This is a genomic window from Microbulbifer thermotolerans (genome assembly GCF_900112305.1).
GTDB classification, from domain to species: Bacteria; Pseudomonadota; Gammaproteobacteria; order Pseudomonadales; family Cellvibrionaceae; genus Microbulbifer; species Microbulbifer thermotolerans.
On the sequence record NZ_FOKT01000006.1, the window covers coordinates 157,671 to 174,069 of the forward strand.

14 protein-coding genes are annotated in these 16,399 nt (G+C 57.5%); 10 read left to right on the forward strand and 4 right to left on the reverse strand.

Features of this window, described 5'->3' with window-relative positions:
- Window positions 1-349: 349 nt before the first annotated feature.
- Together BM155_RS11220 and sodB are read right to left on the reverse strand one after the other, a co-directional pair.
- Complete coding sequence (locus BM155_RS11220; protein WP_074903159.1) at window positions 350-2,236, reverse strand: DUF885 domain-containing protein; 1,887 nt, start codon at window positions 2,234-2,236, stop codon at window positions 350-352.
- Window positions 2,237-2,331: 95 nt separating this feature from the next.
- Window positions 2,332-2,916: a superoxide dismutase [Fe] gene (sodB, locus tag BM155_RS11225; RefSeq protein ID WP_067154297.1), complete on the reverse strand. Its 585-nt coding sequence runs from the start codon at window positions 2,914-2,916 to the stop codon at window positions 2,332-2,334.
- Between the two features lie 323 nt (window positions 2,917-3,239).
- Between sodB and BM155_RS11230 the strand changes: the two genes are divergently transcribed.
- The 4 genes from BM155_RS11230 to BM155_RS11245 all read left to right on the forward strand — a co-directional run bounded on the left by BM155_RS11230 (window position 3,240) and on the right by BM155_RS11245 (window position 6,702).
- Complete coding sequence (locus BM155_RS11230; RefSeq protein ID WP_074903161.1) at window positions 3,240-3,977, forward strand: hypothetical protein; 738 nt, start codon at window positions 3,240-3,242, stop codon at window positions 3,975-3,977.
- Window positions 3,978-4,261: 284 nt separating this feature from the next.
- On the forward strand, window positions 4,262-5,770 hold the full coding sequence (locus BM155_RS11235; RefSeq protein WP_067154291.1) for a fumarate hydratase: 1,509 nt from the start codon (window positions 4,262-4,264) through the stop codon (window positions 5,768-5,770).
- 252 nt (window positions 5,771-6,022) lie between these two features.
- Complete coding sequence (locus tag BM155_RS11240; protein WP_067154288.1) at window positions 6,023-6,367, forward strand: 4a-hydroxytetrahydrobiopterin dehydratase; 345 nt, start codon at window positions 6,023-6,025, stop codon at window positions 6,365-6,367.
- 104 nt (window positions 6,368-6,471) lie between these two features.
- Entirely contained in the window at window positions 6,472-6,702 is a 231-nt protein-coding gene (locus tag BM155_RS11245) for a DUF1272 domain-containing protein (protein WP_074903165.1), read from the forward strand.
- A 45-nt stretch (window positions 6,703-6,747) separates the two neighbouring features.
- Here BM155_RS11245 and BM155_RS11250 read toward each other — a convergent pair whose 3' ends face one another.
- A complete protein-coding gene (locus BM155_RS11250) occupies window positions 6,748-7,518 on the reverse strand; it encodes a TlyA family RNA methyltransferase (RefSeq protein WP_067154282.1) in 771 nt (256 codons plus the stop codon).
- A gap of 164 nt (window positions 7,519-7,682) precedes the next feature.
- Between BM155_RS11250 and nhaA the strand changes: the two genes are divergently transcribed.
- From nhaA to BM155_RS11270, 4 genes are all read left to right on the forward strand, one after another.
- The gene (nhaA, locus tag BM155_RS11255) at window positions 7,683-9,158 is read left to right on the forward strand and encodes a Na+/H+ antiporter NhaA (protein ID WP_082817493.1); all 1,476 of its coding nucleotides are present in this window, start codon (window positions 7,683-7,685) and stop codon (window positions 9,156-9,158) included.
- A 440-nt stretch (window positions 9,159-9,598) separates the two neighbouring features.
- Window positions 9,599-9,982 (forward strand): MmcQ/YjbR family DNA-binding protein, encoded by a 384-nt coding sequence (locus tag BM155_RS11260; RefSeq protein ID WP_067154279.1) that lies wholly within the window; start codon window positions 9,599-9,601, stop codon window positions 9,980-9,982.
- 23 nt (window positions 9,983-10,005) lie between these two features.
- Window positions 10,006-10,860 carry a thioredoxin gene (trxA, locus tag BM155_RS11265; RefSeq protein ID WP_067154276.1) on the forward strand — a complete coding sequence of 285 codons (855 nt, stop codon included), beginning with the start codon at window positions 10,006-10,008 and terminating at the stop codon, window positions 10,858-10,860.
- 2 nt (window positions 10,861-10,862) lie between these two features.
- Window positions 10,863-11,180, forward strand: a complete 318-nt coding sequence (locus BM155_RS11270) for a YqfO family protein (protein ID WP_067154273.1) — start codon at window positions 10,863-10,865, stop codon at window positions 11,178-11,180.
- Window positions 11,181-11,324: 144 nt separating this feature from the next.
- Here BM155_RS11270 and BM155_RS11275 read toward each other — a convergent pair whose 3' ends face one another.
- Window positions 11,325-11,864 carry an NUDIX hydrolase gene (locus BM155_RS11275; protein WP_067154271.1) on the reverse strand — a complete coding sequence of 180 codons (540 nt, stop codon included), beginning with the start codon at window positions 11,862-11,864 and terminating at the stop codon, window positions 11,325-11,327.
- A gap of 103 nt (window positions 11,865-11,967) precedes the next feature.
- Between BM155_RS11275 and BM155_RS11280 the strand changes: the two genes are divergently transcribed.
- Together BM155_RS11280 and BM155_RS11285 are read left to right on the forward strand one after the other, a co-directional pair.
- Entirely contained in the window at window positions 11,968-13,203 is a 1,236-nt protein-coding gene (locus BM155_RS11280; RefSeq protein ID WP_074903167.1) for an efflux RND transporter periplasmic adaptor subunit, read from the forward strand.
- A 33-nt stretch (window positions 13,204-13,236) separates the two neighbouring features.
- Entirely contained in the window at window positions 13,237-16,371 is a 3,135-nt protein-coding gene (locus BM155_RS11285; protein WP_067154266.1) for an efflux RND transporter permease subunit, read from the forward strand.
- The last annotated feature ends 28 nt before the right edge of the window (window positions 16,372-16,399 follow it).

Here is a 16,399-nt window from a genome sequence, read left to right on the forward strand (position 1 = left end):
GGGATATCGAGCTGGTGATGTTCCTCGAGATGGGCATTTGGAAAACGCACGAGTAGGTCTCAGCCCCCCCTACGGTTTCGCGATGCCCATCCCATCACCCGGGCTTCTTAAGGCACCTCTGATTAATTCACTTCCTGACGTAAAAACGCTTTGGAGCCAGATGAGAAGCTCAGGTGATAGGCTGGCCATTTCGAAACCGTCGGATACAAGGATGTATCCGTCGGAGCTACAGGGAAGCACTCGTGCGTTTTTGAAATGGCCATCCTATTGCCTGAGTGCCCCGGAAGTGCTCAATCGCTTGGAAGCGAATACATCAGAGGCCCCTCAGAAGAATTCACCAAGGTTTTCTTCAGCGCTGTTTTTCCTGTTCAATCCAGCGTTCCACCAGTACTTCCAGAATGTCCAGCGGCACTGCGCCGTTGGCCAGAACGGTGTCGTGGAACTGGCGGATATCAAACTGGTCGCCGAGTGCCTGTTTCGCTTTTTCGCGCAGTTCCACGATTTTGAGCATACCGATTTTATAGGCGGTGGCCTGGCCCGGCATGACGATGTAGCGCTCTATGGCTTTGACGACATCACCTTTCGGGTTGGGGGTATTTTGCAGCAAGTAGTTAATGGCCTCCTCGCGGGTCCACCGCTTGCTGTGGATGCCTGTATCCACCACTAGGCGGCCCGCGCGCCAGAGTTCCATCGCCAGGCGGCCAAAATCGGAATAGGGGTCCTGGTAGAAACCCATTTCCTTGGGAACCAGCTCGGCGTAGAGCCCCCAGCCCTCGGTGTAGGCGGTGTAGCTGCCGAACTTGCGGAATTTGGGAATTCCCTCCAGTTCCTGGGCAATGGATAGCTGCATATGGTGGCCGGGGATCCCTTCGTGATAGGCCAGGGCCTCCATCTGATAGGTGGGCATGTTTTTGGTGTTGTACAGGTTGGCGTAGTAGATGCCGGGGCGTGAGCCGTCCGGGGCGGGTCGCTGGTAGAAAGCCTTGCCCGCGGATTTTTCGCGGAAAGGCTCCACGGCTTTGACGATTAAATCCGCCTTGGGCTTGGTGATAAACAGCTCGTCCAGGCGGCCTTTCATGGTGTCGATAATTTCTGTGGCCTTTTCCAGGTAGCGTTGTTTACCGTCCGCGGTGTTGGGATAGTAGAACTGCTCATCGGTGCGCATGAATTCAAAGAAATCCTGCAGACTGCCGTCAAACGCCACTCGCTGCATGATTTCGCGCATTTCGCCGTGTATGCGCGCCACTTCTTGCAGGCCGATTTCATGGATCTCGTCTGCACTCAGATCTGTGGTGGTGTATTGCCGCAATTTGAACGCATAGAATTCGTCGCCGTTGGCGAGTTTCCAGACTCCGTCATCGGTAGTGGCGCGCTTCTCCAGTTGCTGAAGGTAAGCGATCAGTTTCCTGTAGGCGGGGCCGGCGCTGGAAAGCAGCGCTGACTTGGCTTTGCCTACCAGCTGTTCTTTGCGTTCGCTGTCGATCGCCAACTGTTCCACCTTACCCTTGAAGTCCGCGAACAGGGTGCTGTCATCGCCGTCGTCAAAAGGAGCGCCGGTGATCAGGTTTCTGGCATCGCTGATCACATAGGGAAAGACAAATTTAGGCACTATGGTTCCGGCTTCGGCGCACGCCTCCAGGTTTTTCTGCAATTGGTCGAAGTGCGCTGGCAGGGCGTTGAGGCGTGCGATATAGGCCTCTGCGTCATCGGCGTTATCAATGCGGTGCTGGTTGATCAACAGTGATGCGACGCCCGTGTGCACCGCATACATTTGATTGACGGGGTAGCTGTGCAGGCGCCATTTGTAGGCCTCGATCTCCTGTTCCAGTTTGCGCTTGGCCAGTTGCAGACTCAAGTACGTGGCGTCGTCGAGTTTGGACGGGTCCAGCTTATTCAGTGTGGCCAGCTGACGCAGGTTGATATCGTGTGTCTCCTGGGCAAACTCGGGGGAGAGGTCGTCCCATTTGCCGTAGTCCTCTTTTACGCCCAGGAAGGTCATAAATTGCGGGCTGCGGGATAGATGCTCCTGGAAAAAGTCCTCGAACAGCCGGTTGGCTTGGGCGATGGCCGCCGGGTCGGCACTTCCCGGAGCCGGGAGCGTCTGTGGGGCTGCTTGAGTGGCCTCGGTACTTTCCCGCTTGATTTGCGGTGAAATTTCGGAATTACGATCGCGGTCACAGCCGGTCATCGCTATTGCGCTGATGGCAGTGGCGAACAGGGTGGTTATTAGCTTCATCGTCATCTCCCCTGTTATCTTTGCTGTTGTTTTTGGTGCGGTCTCTACAAAAAAAGCGGGCGCAGGGCCCGCTTTTATGCGTTTTCGGTGTCTTCTCAGGCGCCGAAGTTCTGGTTCACGAAGTCCCAGTTCACCAGGTTCCAGAAAGCTTCGAGGTACTTCGGACGCAGGTTGCGGTAGTCGATGTAGTAGGCATGCTCCCAAACGTCACAGGTCAGCAGGGGAGTCTGGTCGGCTTCGGTCAGCGGTGTGCCGGCGTTGGAGGTGTTGACGATGGCGAGGGTGCCGTCGTTCTTCTTGACCAGCCAGGTCCAGCCGGAGCCGAAGTTGTTTACGGCACTGGTGCTGAATTCTTCCTTGAACTTGTCAAAGGAGCCAAACGCCTTGTCGATCGCTTCGGCAACAGGGCCAGTGGGGGCGCCGCCGCCATTGGGGCTCAGGCAGTTCCAGTAAAAAGTGTGGTTCCAAACCTGGGCTGCGTTGTTGAACACACCACCGGAAGAGGTTTTGATGACTTCTTCCAGAGATTTGTCGGCGTCGGGTGTACCTTCCAGCAGGCCGTTCAGTTTGTCTACGTAAGTTTTGTGGTGCTTGCCGTAGTGGTACTCGAGGGTTTCCTCAGAGATATGCGGTTCCAGGGCATTCTTCGCGTAGGGGAGTTCAGGCAGTTCGAAAGCCATGGTGTTTTCCTTCCTTTGTGACAGGTTGTTGGTGAGGGCATTCTACACGGGCCATCGGGCGTTATTAAGCCGGGATAGCGGAGAAACGCGTATGGGGGCGGATTTCTCAATCGCAAGGGGGGATGTAGAATCCTTCTGGCTTTTGGTGTCTGCGCGGTTACGAGACGCCGTTTGTCCCGCCTGTGGCCTCCGGCTAGGCTATAGAGGAGCGCTTACTTTTTCGTCAGCTTTTGGTATAACTGCCGCTGGATTCAAGTCATGACAGATCCGGATACCAAGTGTCGGGTGCCCGGATCAGTGAAATCATCAGGTAAATAGTCAATATGCAACGCAGAGAGCCAACATTGGACAGCAGCGCCGCCATCGAGCCGCAATTGGATACCGGGCCCATCGGGCGCAGCCCGCGTACGCCGCAGCCCGCGCCCGTTGCGGAGGAACCGGGCGGCGGCTTCCCGGTACTGGCCCTGTTTGCGCTGATACTGGCTCTGGCGGGACTGGGTGCGGCGGCCTTCCTGTATCAGCAGTGGCAGGCCAGCCGGGTTCAATTGGTCGATGCGGAGGCCCGTATCGCCGAGCTGGAGAAGCGTTTTGAAATGTCGGACGAAGAGGCATCGGCGTCTGTCGAGGTGCTCAACGCCAAGGTCAAAGAGAACGCCTCCGAAATCCGCAAGCTCTGGGGCGTGTCATACGACACCAACCGCAAGAGCATTGCCGCCAATAAGAAGTCCGCGGCTGCCAACAAGAAAGAGCTGGCTGCCCTGGCGGGCAAGGTCAATGGGCTGAGCGCCAGTGTGCAAAAGATTGCCGCGGTGGAATCCTCCCTGGCGGAGCTGCGTAAGAGCACTACCGAAAAGCAGCGCGAAACGGCGGACAAACTGGTTAGCCTGGAACGCCAGCTGGCTTCCGTGCGTTCTGATCTCACCGCCCGTGTGGGCGCCAACGAAGAAGCGGTCGAATCCATGGACGCCTATCGCCGCTCAGTGAATAAAGACCTGGTGCAGCTGCGCGAGGCCATTCGCAGCCTGCAGTCCGGTTCCAGCACTGCCGCATCGTCCCTTTAAGGAACCGCTGACCAATTTCATATGAAGCTTCAACGAGCGGTAGTCCCGGATCGAAAGCTTATGTGACGGGATCGGCGAGTTGAAGCAGCGGGGTACAGGGACGTACCCGATGGCACTAACGGAGGGTTGTGAATCGCCGAACAGTCTACTCTCCCACAGGATCATTCTCAGGACTCTTAGAGCGATCAGCGATCGTGTTAGCCGGTCAGCTCAGCATTTCCCGCAATACCCCCACAAATTGTGTAAAATTGCCCGCCTCCCCGAGACGTTAACCGGAGTCGGACATGACCACTATCCGCCAGGATGATCTGATCGACAGCGTCGCCGACGCATTGCAATTCATCTCTTACTATCACCCGCGGGACTTTATTCAGGCCCTGCACAAAGCCTACGAAAAGGAAGCCAATCCGGCGGCCAAGGATGCCATGGCGCAGATACTGATCAATTCGCGCATGTGTGCCCAGGGCCATCGCCCCATTTGCCAGGACACCGGCATCGTCACGGTGAAGATGAAGGTGGGTATGAATGTTCAGTGGGATGCGGAGATGAGTGTGACCGAGATGGTCAACGAGGGTGTGCGCCGCGCCTACACAAACCCGGACAATGTTCTGCGCGCGTCCATCCTCGCGGACCCGGACGGCGCCCGCAAGAACACCGGCGACAACACCCCGGCGGTGATTCACTATGAAATCGTGCCCGGTGACACCGTAGAAGTCTATGTGGCGGCCAAAGGTGGTGGCAGTGAGGCGAAAAGCAAGTTCGCCATGCTGAACCCCTCCGACTCCGTCGTAGACTGGGTCTTGCAGATGGTGCCCCAGATGGGTGCAGGCTGGTGTCCCCCGGGAATGCTGGGCATAGGCATCGGTGGAACCGCCGAGAAGGCCATGCTGTTGGCGAAGGAATCCCTGCTGGACCCGATCGATATTCAGGAACTGCAGGAGCGTGGTCCCGCCAACCGCGCCGAAGAGCTGCGCCTGGAGTTGTATGAGAAGGTCAACAGGCTGGGGATCGGTGCTCAGGGCCTGGGTGGCCTTACTACTGTGCTGGATGTGAAGGTCAAGGATTTCCCGACCCACGCCGCCAACAAGGCGGTGGCGATCATCCCCAACTGCGCCGCTACCCGCCACACCCACTTCACTCTGGACGGCTCCGGTCCGGCGCGTCAGACGCCGCCGGCACTGTCAGACTGGCCGGAAATCACCCGCGAAGCGGGCGGTGGTGCGCGGCGGGTGAATCTGGATACCGTCACCCGCGAGGATGTGCTGAGCTGGCAGCCCGGCGAAACCCTGCTGCTCAACGGTAAAATGCTCACTGGCCGCGATGCCGCGCACAAGAAGATGGTGGATATCCTTGCCAAAGGTGAGAAACTGCCGGTGGACCTGTCCGGTCGCTTTATCTATTACGTGGGCCCGGTGGACCCCGTGCGTGACGAAGTGGTGGGTCCTGCAGGTCCCACAACCGCGACCCGCATGGACAAGTTCACCCGCACCATGTTGGAGCAAACCGGTCTACTGGGGATGATAGGCAAGGCCGAGCGCGGCCCCGCCGCGATCGAGGCCATCCGCGACAACAAAGCCGTTTATTTGATGGCTGTCGGCGGTGCCGCCTATCTGGTGGCTCAGGCGATCAAGGAGGCCCGGGTCGTCGCCTTCCCGGAGCTGGGGATGGAAGCCATCTACGAGTTCGAGGTGGAGGATATGCCGGTGACCGTGGCTGTAGATAGCCAGGGAGACTCTGTACACAGCAGCGGCCCGCTGATCTGGAAAGAAAAAATCGCAGAGAGTGCGGTTTAAGGGGCGATCCCTTGTGGGTAAAAGGCCGGTCTCGTTTTGAGACCGGCCTTTTTTTTTGGGGAAGGCGGAGAAGGATAGGGGGCTCAAACGGCACTTTCCTGTGTCGTTTTTAGTAATCTGTCCCATTTAGCGCGGTCAAAACCATATAAAATCGGTTTTTGGTCGGTGCACTTGTTTCCTTCGGGTGTGGCGGTTAGAGTCAGTCCAAGTCAAGACAAGCCATAATAAACACAATATCTTGAGGACTCTCCTATGACCGAACTCGCCCAACAACAGTGTGAAGCCTGCCGCGCCGATGCCCCTTTGGTCAGCGATGAAGAACTCCCAGAGCTGCTGCGGCAGATCCCCGATTGGACACCGATAACCCGCGACGGAATTCTGCAACTGGAGCGGGTCTTTAAGTTCCGTAACTTCAAGCAGGCGCTGGCGTTTACCAACCGCGTGGGTGCCATCGCGGAGGAGGCCGGTCACCACCCGGCGCTGCTGACTGAATGGGGTAAAGTGACCGTGACCTGGTGGAGCCACGAAGCCAAGGGGCTGCACAAGAACGACTTCATCATGGCCGCACGTACCGACCAGCAGCTTGAGGCGGAGTAGCCGGAAGTTTCCACTGGCGGCCCGCTTCGTCAGGATCGGTGGTCCCACTTTCATCGGACCGCCGCTTATGTCTGATGCCAGGATTGTAAAGGTACGGGACCGCCATGCTGAGAATGAAGTCCACCTGCGAGCGCTGCAGCGCTCCGCTGGGGCTCACCGACCGCGCTTTTATCTGCTCATTTGAATGTACGTTCTGCCCCCACTGTGCCCGGCAGCTGGAGATGTGCTGTCCCAACTGTCAGGGGCAGCTGGTGCTGCGCCCGCCCCGCAGCCACTCACCCACGGAGCGGCCGCCGCAGCGCTTCAAGGCCAAACTGGAAAAATTGCTGAAATAAGTTGCCCTTTGCCGGGAAGAGACGGGCCGCTCGGTGCCCGTGGCATCACCGGGGTATACCGGTGCCGCGGCTTGCCCAGAGCAAAAACTCCCGGTTGCCGTCACCGCCCCGGATGGGGCTGTCGATGTACTCCTTGACCTCCAATCCCAGCGCTTTACACATCCCAGTGACCTTCTCCTGTACTTTGGGATAGAGTGCTGTGTCCCGCACAAGACCGCCCTTGCCGATGCCCTCCGGCCCCACCTCGAATTGGGGTTTCACCAGGCTGAGCAGCTCGCCACCGGGGCGGAGCAGTGCCGGCAGCCGCGGCAGTATCAATGTCTGGGAGATAAAGGACACATCCATGACGATTGCATCGAAACCGCTGTCGCCATAGGGTGCCAGTTGAGCGGCGGTCAGACTGCGGGCGTTGATGCCTTCGAATAGATGCATGCGCGGGTCCTCGCGCAGTTTGGCCGCCAGCTGATCGCGGCCCACATCCACGCCCACCACCTGTGCCGCGCCACGCTGCAGCAGGCAGTCGCTGAATCCACCTGTGGAGCAGCCTACGTCCAGGGCATTCCAGCCGCTCGCGTCCAGCCCCGTGTGGTCGAGTATGGCGGCCAGCTTTAGTCCGGCGCGAGATACATAGCAGTCTTCCGGCAGTGGTTCCACTCTGAGTTCCCAGTCTTCGCCAACCGGCTGGCCCGCTTTTCGTGCGGGTTGCCAGTGGCCGCCGGAGGAGAGCATTACCCTGCCTGCGTCCACCAGTTTTTTTGCGTGGGTGCGGGAGTTGGCCAGGTTGCGTTGTACTAACAAAATATCCAGACGGGTCACGAAACAGGCTATTGTCCAAAAGGTGTAGAGGAGGAAATGATTGCCATGCTACCCTCCGACTCCCGTTGATAGAAGTACCGGCGCACTACGGTGGTTGCCGCATGTGTTTGGATGCTTGGCGGCACGGGTGCGAACTACTCTAGAAGAAAGGAGGTCGGTGGCCGATGGCAAAAAGGGTGCTGGATAAATTCAAGATTCGCAAGGGGAAGGTGTTTGAGGCGCCCCTGGAAAATGCCTTTGGACGGCTGGTAACCCCGTTCGAGGAATTTATCCACCGCCAGAGCAGTAGTGGCATATTGCTGATGCTAAGTGCCGTGGCGGCGCTTTTGATTGCCAATTCTCCTCTGCAGCACGCATACGAACATATACTGCACATGCCGCTGAGCCTCAATATCGGCGACTGGACCTTTTCACTCACGGTGCACCACTGGATTAATGACGGCCTGATGGCCATCTTTTTCTTTCTCGTTGGCCTGGAACTGAAACGTGAATTTCTGGTGGGGGAGCTTTCCGATCTCAAGCAGGCGGTGTTGCCGGTGCTCGCCGCCGTCGGCGGTATGTTGGTTCCGGCACTGATCTACGCGGGCTTAAACAGTGGAACCGAGGCGGAGCCCGGCTGGGGCATCCCGATGGCCACGGATATTGCCTTTGCCGTGGGTTGTATCGCGCTTCTCGGCAACCGGGTACCGCGCTCAGTAGTCATGTTCCTGGTGGCTCTGGCGATTGTCGACGACTTGGGGGCGATTCTGGTGATCGCCATCTGGTATACCGAGGACGTCAAGATGACGGCGCTGATGACCGCGGGCGCCCTGGTGTTGATTATGTGGCTGTTCAAGGCGGCTGGGGTGCGCCGTTCTCCAGCCTATGTTTTCGTCGGTATGCTGCTCTGGTATGAGCTGCACGAGGCTGGGGTGCACGCTACCCTGGCGGGTGTCATTACCGCTTTGGCCTTGCCCGCGCGGCCAAAATATGACCCGGTGGCGTTCAGCTCATTTGTCAAAGATATTATCCGCAGTTTCGACCGCTGCTTTCGCCCCGGCGATAACATCATTGCCAACGACGCGTTGCGGGCCCGGGTAATGGCCCTGGGTAACGGTGTCAACCTGGCGCAATCGCCGCTGCAGCGTATGGAGACCCGTTTGCATATACCGGTGGCATTCCTGGTGATACCGATTTTTGCGCTGGCGAACGCGGGGATACCCTTCGACAGCTTCACCAGCAGCGAGGCAGTGTTTAATCCCCTGACCATGGGGGTTATCGCCGGCTTGGTGGTGGGCAAGCTGGTGGGAATCACCGGCGCCACCTGGTTGGGCTGGAAACTTGGTTTGGGGCGTCTGCCCAGAGGGGCCAGCTTCCACCATATTGTCGGTGTTGCACTGCTTGGCGGTATAGGTTTCACCATGTCGATTTTTATTTCAGAACTTGCCTTCGCGGGGCAATCGGAATTGCTGGTGCAGGCCAAGGCGGGTGTGCTATTGGCCTCAGTGATCGCGGGTGTGCTGGGCTTTCTGGTACTGAGCCGGGCGCCGGTTTCCGAAGAGGCCGAAATGGTGGAAGCCGTATCGGAAGCCAGGGATGTAAAAGCGGCGGCGGAAAAAGCTGCTGGGGAACCGGTTCGACGGGATGCGGACGGGAGCTGAGGCAGGCCTGTGCCGCGGAATCAGGGGCGCTCAGGCAATAGGATGGCCATTTCGAAAACGCACGAGTACTTCCCTGTAGCTCCGACGGATACATCCTTGTATCCGACGGTTTCGAAATGGCCAACCTATCACCTGAGCTTCTCATCTGGCTCCAAAGAGTTTTTACGTCAGGAAGTGAATTAATCAGAGGTTCCCTAGGTAATTCTCCCCGGCTCTGGTATTTCAGAACCGCCGGATACAGGGACGTCCCGAGTGTTTTCGAAATGCCCAACCCTTTGTCGGAGCGGTGCAAAAACAATTGTAGCGGCGCATGTATTAAACAGCGGCTTTTACATAGCCGCTTTTCTGTTGTCTATGCACAAGTGAATTGCTATTTGAGTCGCGGTCGAAGGTTTGCCAAGCCCTGACTGCCGCCGTCACACAACTGGTCGGAGAGGATCGTGGATTATCAATCTGCACGAAATTATTTGCTCTCCCGCCCCGAAGCGGTAGAGGACTTTCCGTTTGGCCCCGAAGTGGCAGTGTTCAAAATCAAGGCAAAAATGTTTGCCACCCTGACCGTCGGCAAGGATGGGGTGGTGCGCTCCAATCTGAAATGTGATCCGGATGAAGCTCAGGCGCTGCGCGATATATTTGCTGGCGTTCTGCCCGGCTACCATATGGACAAGAAGCACTGGAACACGGTGTTGTTCGATGGCAGCGTACCAGATGGCGAAATCGAGCGCATGATGGACAAGTCCTATGGGCTTGTGGTCCGGGGATTGCGCAAAGCGGAACGGCAGACTCTCGAATTGGCATACGGTACTGATACCATATACCGCTAGTCCCATCTGACACAGGAGTGGTTGTGAACGAATTTATTGTCGAGGTAACGGCGCAAAACGCCCAGCAGGTACTGATCGAGGAATCCATGAAGCGCCCGGTGGTGGTGGATTTCTGGGCCGATTGGTGCGAGCCGTGCAAGCAGCTGATGCCAGTGCTTGAGAAACTGGCTAATGAGTACGCGGGTCAGTTTCTGTTGGCAAAGGTGAATGCGGACAGCGAGCAGATGCTCGCAGCGCAATTGGGCGTGAGGAGTCTCCCCACAGTATTGGTGCTCAAGGAGGGGCAGCCGGTGGACGGTTTTGCTGGCGCGCAGCCGGAAAAGCAGATCCGCGAGATGCTCGACAAGTACCTGCCGAAACCCTGGGACTTGAAGCTGGCCCAGGGCCAGCAACTGGTGGCAGAGGGCAAGCTGACGGAAGCACTGCCGGTGTTGCGCCAGGCCTATACAGAATCCTCTGAGCGCGCGGATATCGCCAAGCAGCTGGCGGCGGTGCTGTTGGAGCTGAACCGGGTTCAGGAAGCGGAGACGGTATTGGGCAAGATATTGCTGGCGGATCAGGATAGCGATTATCAGCAGTTGATGTCCCAACTGGAATTGAAGCAGAAGGCTGCCGAGTCTCCGGAAATCAAAGCCCTGCAGGAGGCTTTGGCGCAAAACCCTCAGGACAGCGAAGCCGCCTACAAGCTGGCAATACAGTACAGTCAGACACACCGCCACCAGGAGGCTCTGGATCTTCTGCTGGATGTGTTGCGCAGGGATATGAACTTTGCCGACGGCGCCGCCAAGCAGGCCTATCTGGATATCGTCAAAAGTCTCGGTGCCGGAGATCCCTTGGCAAGCCAATACCAGCGCAAGTTAATGACCCTTCTTTATTGATCATGTACAAGCTCTGCGTATATATCCCCGAGTCTCATCTCGAAGTGGTCAAGCAGGCACTGTTTGCCGCCGGTGCGGGACGTATCGGTGACTATGACCACTGCTGCTGGCAGGTGAAAGGCTGTGGTCAATTTCGTCCCTTGGACGGTAGCCAACCTTATATTGGCCAGACCGGGGAGGTGGAACAGGTGACGGAATACCGGGTGGAAATGGTGTGCGCTGACGATTTGGTGGACGCAGCCTTGGCGGCCCTGCGCCAGGCCCACCCCTACGAGGAGCCGGCCTTTGACCTGTGGCGCTTGGATGAGCGCTGCGGTTGAATCCTTAATTCCCAGGATGGCTTCTCTCTGATGGCGCCGTTACTGGCGCCTATCTGTTTTCGGATACTTGCAACTCAGCGTGAATACCTTGCGGATTTGTTGTGCGAGCAGCAAACACTGGGCACTTTCTTTGGGTAATAAAAATCACAACTTGCGGTGAATCACTCCCCGGCGCAGCGGAAAACTGCCGGTTTTGCGGTCTGCGAAGTAGTGCGCCAACGTCTCTTGGATGATGGGGAAGGCAATTTCATCCCAGGGGATTTCCTTTTCTTCAAACAGTTTCACTTCCAGTGACTCGGGGCCGGGACCAAAGCTGGTGTCGGTCAATTCGCCGCGGTACATCAGGTAAAGCTGGTTGATGTACGGTATGTCATAGATGGTGTAGAGATCATCTACACGTATGTTGGCGCGCGCCTCTTCCCAGGATTCCCGCAGTGCCCCTTCCTCACTGGTCTCGCCGTTTTCCATAAATCCTGCCGGCAGTGTCCACAGGCCCCGGCGGGGTTCTATGGCGCGCCTGCACAGCAGCACCTTGTCTCCGAGGTAGGGCAGGGTACCGACAATAATTCGGGGGTTAATGTAGTAGATAGCGCCGCAGTTGCCACATAAGTGGCGGGGGCGGTCGTCGCCTTTGGGAATCGAAAAGGTAACGGCATCGCTGCCGCAATGACTGCAGTATTTCATCGAGCCAGTATACCCGCCGGGACAAAAGCCGCCAGTGGGCTTTTTAGCCACCGCCTATAGTTGATAGTGGAGTTCCTTTGCTGTTGGCAATGGTTGTAGTCCCATGGCGCGATTTTTTTTGTTTGGCGTTTTACTGGTCTCGCTGGTGTCGTGCGGTGGCGGAAAAGGTGAGGAGCAGGCGCCGCCACCGCCGCCGGTAGAAGTGTTGACCGTGCGCGAACAACCGGTGATACCGCGCTTCGAATATGTTGGGCGGGTAGAAGCGACGGACGAATACAAAGTGCGCCCCCGGGTGGAGGGCTATATCCAGAGCCGCCATTTCACCGAGGGCGATACGGTACAGAAAGGTCAGCTGCTGTTTGAGATTGACCCCAAGCCTTTTATCGCCGTGCTGGAAAACCAGCGCGCCAATTTGTCCCAGGCGCAATCGGCGTTGCGGGTGGCGGAGCGGAACTACCGCCGCGGCCTGCAGCTGGTCGATCAGGGTGCTATCAGCCAGGTGCAGATGGATGAGCTTACCGGCACATTCGAGGAGGCGCAGTCGCAAGTGCAAGCCATGCGAGCGAATGTGGACAAGGCGGAGCTCGACCTTTCCTATACGGAGATCTATGCGCCGCTGACCGGACTCATTGGCCGCACCGACTACACCGAGGGATCTCTCGTGGGACCCGCCACTGATCCCCTGGCCACCATCGTCAAGATGGACCCGATCTATGTGTTGTTCGAAGTGCCTGAAGACCGCCTTTATTCCGTGCGGGTGGCGGAGGGGCAGCGTCGCCAGGAGGGGTTGGCCCCGGTACAACTGGATGTACGAATCGAGCAGCCGGACGGCACCTTCTATCCCTACCGGGGCGTCATTGTATTTGTGGACAACCAGATAGATCCGAATACCGGTTCCGTCGCCGTGCGGGCGCGTTTCCCCAATCCGCAACAACTGTTGGTCCAGGGGCAGTATGCGCGGGTATCGATTCGCGTCTTCACTGGAGAGGAGGCCATCAAGCCGCTGGTGCCCCAGTCGGCGGTGATGGAGGACATGCAGGGCCGCTATGTCTACGTGCTGGGTGAGGGCAATGTGGCGCTGAAACGCTACCTGGAACTGGGACAGCGGGAGGGTGAGCTCTGGGCGGTGGAAGACGGTATCAAGGCCGGGGAGACAGTGATCGTCAACGGCCTGCAGCGGGTGGTGGCGGACAAGCCGGTTACACCGCAGAACACACCGCGCAATCCCTACGATCAGGCGGTGCCGCCCGAGCCGCCGTCACCGGATCAGAACGGGATGTCCGATGACGCGGACGGAGAGCGTCGTCGCGACACAGGGGAATTCGATGACAGTAAATAACCTACTGTTGCCGGAGGGCGAAGCGACCATTACATGATCAGTGCCTTCTGTATCCGGCGGCCGCGGTTCGCCTTTGTCATCTCGATATTGATTACCCTGGCGGGGCTCTTGTCCATGCCGCTGCTGCCGGTGGCGCAGTTTCCGGATATTACGCCAGCGACCATCAGTGTCACCGCCACTTACTCCGGTGCCAGCGCCGACGTAATGCGCGACAGCGTGGCGGTGCCCATTGAAACTCAGGTCAACGGGGTGGAGGGGATGGCCTATATGTCCTCCACCAGCGGCAACGACGGCTCCTACAGCCTGACAGTTACCTTTGAATCCGGGATAGATGACGACATGGCCCAGGTCAATGTCCAAAACCGGGTTCAGCAGGCGACGCCGTCGCTGCCGGAAGACGTCAAGCGCAATGGTGTCACGGTGAAGAAACAGTCCAACACCTTGCTGTTGGTGGTGAACCTTTTTTCCCCCAATGAAACCTTCGACGAACTTTTCCTGAACAATTACGGTGAGGTTTATTTAAAAGATGAGCTGGCGCGGGTACCCGGTGTCAGCAGCGTGACGATTTTCGGCACCAGTACCTACGCCATGCGTATCTGGTTAAACCCGGACCGAATGGCATCTCTGGATGTTACCACCAGCGACGTGATCAGTGCCGTAGAGGCGCAGAATATCCAGGTGGCTGCGGGACAGCTGGGGTCCCCGCCCATCCGGCAAGAGCAGCAATTTCAGTACAACATCATCGCCCAGGGCCGACTGGTGAGCGCGGAGGAATTTGCCGATATCACCATCCGCGCCAAACCGGATGGGGGCATGGTGAAAATCAAGGACGTAGCGCGGGTGGAACTGGGCAGTGAATCCTATGCCTCTTATGGGCAACTGGACAACAAGCCGGCCGCGGTGATCGGTATCTATCAACTGCCCGATGCCAATGCCATTGAGGTGGCGGACGGAATCAAAGCCAAGGTAGCGGAGCTCTCCCGTCGCTTCCCCGAGGACCTCAAAGCGGAAATTCTCTACGACACCACGCTTTTTGTTGAGGCATCAATGAAGGAGGTGACCGAGACCCTGATTATCGCTTTGATCCTCGTTATTGTGGTGGTGTTTATCTTTTTGCAGGATTGGCGTTCCACACTGATTCCCGCCATTGCCATACCGGTATCCCTGATCGGTACTTTTGCGCTGATGTTGGCGCTGGGCATGACCATTAACACCATCACGCTGTTTGCACTGATTCTCGCCATCGGCATTGTTGTGGACGATGCCATCGTGGTGGTGGAAAACACCCAGCGTTTAATGGGGGAAGGATTGGCGCCCAGAGAAGCGGCGCTGGAATCCATGCGCGAGGTCACGGGTCCGGTTATTGCCACCACGCTGGTGCTGCTCGCCGTATTTGTGCCGGTGATGTTGATGCCGGGGCTGACCGGCAAGATGTATCAGCAGTTCGCCATCACTATCTCGATGGCCGTCATCATCTCCTCCATTAACGCTTTGACCTTGAGCCCGGCATTGTGCGCCAGTGTGTTAAAAGCCGAGCGGGGCGGTGAGACGGCTGGCGCCAGGGAAACAGGCGTCTTCGGTTTTTTCAACCGAATTCTGCACCGCGCGACCAATTTCTATATGCGCATGGTGCGTTTTTGGGTGGGAATACCATTGCTGGGCATTGCATCCATCGTGGGGCTGTTACTGCTCTGCTACTGGCTTTTTACCCATGTCCCCACCGGGTTTATTCCAGATGAAGATCAGGGCACGTTCATGCTGCACGTGCAGTTGCCGGATGGCGCATCTCTGGAGCGCACCGGCCCTGTGGTGGACAAGGTGACGGACATTTTGATGGAGGAAAAGGGGATGGCCCACGTGGTGGGTGTTCCCGGTTATAACATGTTGTCCAGCAGTGCGGTGTCCAATGCCGCCATGATGTTCGCGATTCTCAAGCCCTGGGAGGAACGCACCGCAAAAGAGGACCATCAGTTTGCAATCATGGAGCGGGTGCAGGCAAGGTTTGCGGAAATTCCCGGCGCACAGGTCATGACCTTTGCAATACCGCCTTTGCCGGGTATCGGTACCGTGGGTGGTTTCGAATTTGTACTCGAAGATTTACAGGGGCGCAGCGCCAGTGAACTGGCACAAGTGATGTACGGTTTGTTGGGGGAGGCCAACCAAAGCCCGGAAATCGCCCAGGCCTTTACCAGTTTCCAAGCCACGACTCCGCAACTGCAACTGATTCTGAATAAAGATAAGGCCCATGTGCTCGGCGTACCACTGCCGGAGGTTTACTCCACCTTGCAGACGCTGCTCGGCGGTTACTACATCAATGATTTCAATTTGTACGGCAAGGTGTTCAAAGTAATGGTGCAGGCGGACGCCCAGTTCCGCGATAAGGAAGAGGACCTGGCGGGTTTTTATGTGCGCGCCAACAGCGGCGGTCTGGTGCCGGTGACATCCGTCGCGGATATAGCTCCCATGGTGGCTCCGCAGAATATTACCCGCTACAACCTTTACAATAGCGTCACCATCAACGGCGCGCCGGCGCCGGGCCGCTCCAGTGGCGAGGCGATGAAAACCATGGAGGCGCTCGCCGCGCAGCTGCCGGAAGGTTACGGCTATGAGTGGACGGGGGCCAGTCTGCAGGAAATCAGTTCCGGCAATATGGCGCCGATACTGTTTACACTGGCGATAGTGTTCGTTTACCTGTTTCTGGTGGCGCAGTACGAGAGCTGGAGCATCCCGCTCGCGGTGATCCTGTGTGTGCCTATTGCCATAGCTGGCGCGATGTTTGCAGTGTGGGTCACGGACTCCATAAATAACCTTTACACTCAAATAGGCTTGGTGTTGCTGATCGGCATGGCAGCTAAGAGCGCCATCCTGATCACCGAATTTGCCTCTGTGGAACGGGAAAAGGGCAAGCCTATTGTCGAAGCCGCGGTAAGCGCTACCAAATTGCGCTTCCGCGCCGTTTTGATGACGGCCCTGTCGTTTATTCTCGGGGTGGTGCCTCTGTTGTTAGCCACAGGCGCGGGTGCCGTTAGCCGCGTATCCCTGGGACTGGCTGTTTTCGGTGGCATGACTGCGGCGAGTATTTTCGCGACTTTGTTGGTGCCTGTGTACTATGCCCTGGTACAGGGGCTGCGAGAGAAGATCAAAGGCGTGCAGACCCCTAAAGAGTGATACAGGTGGAATAAGCGGCTTCGGGAAT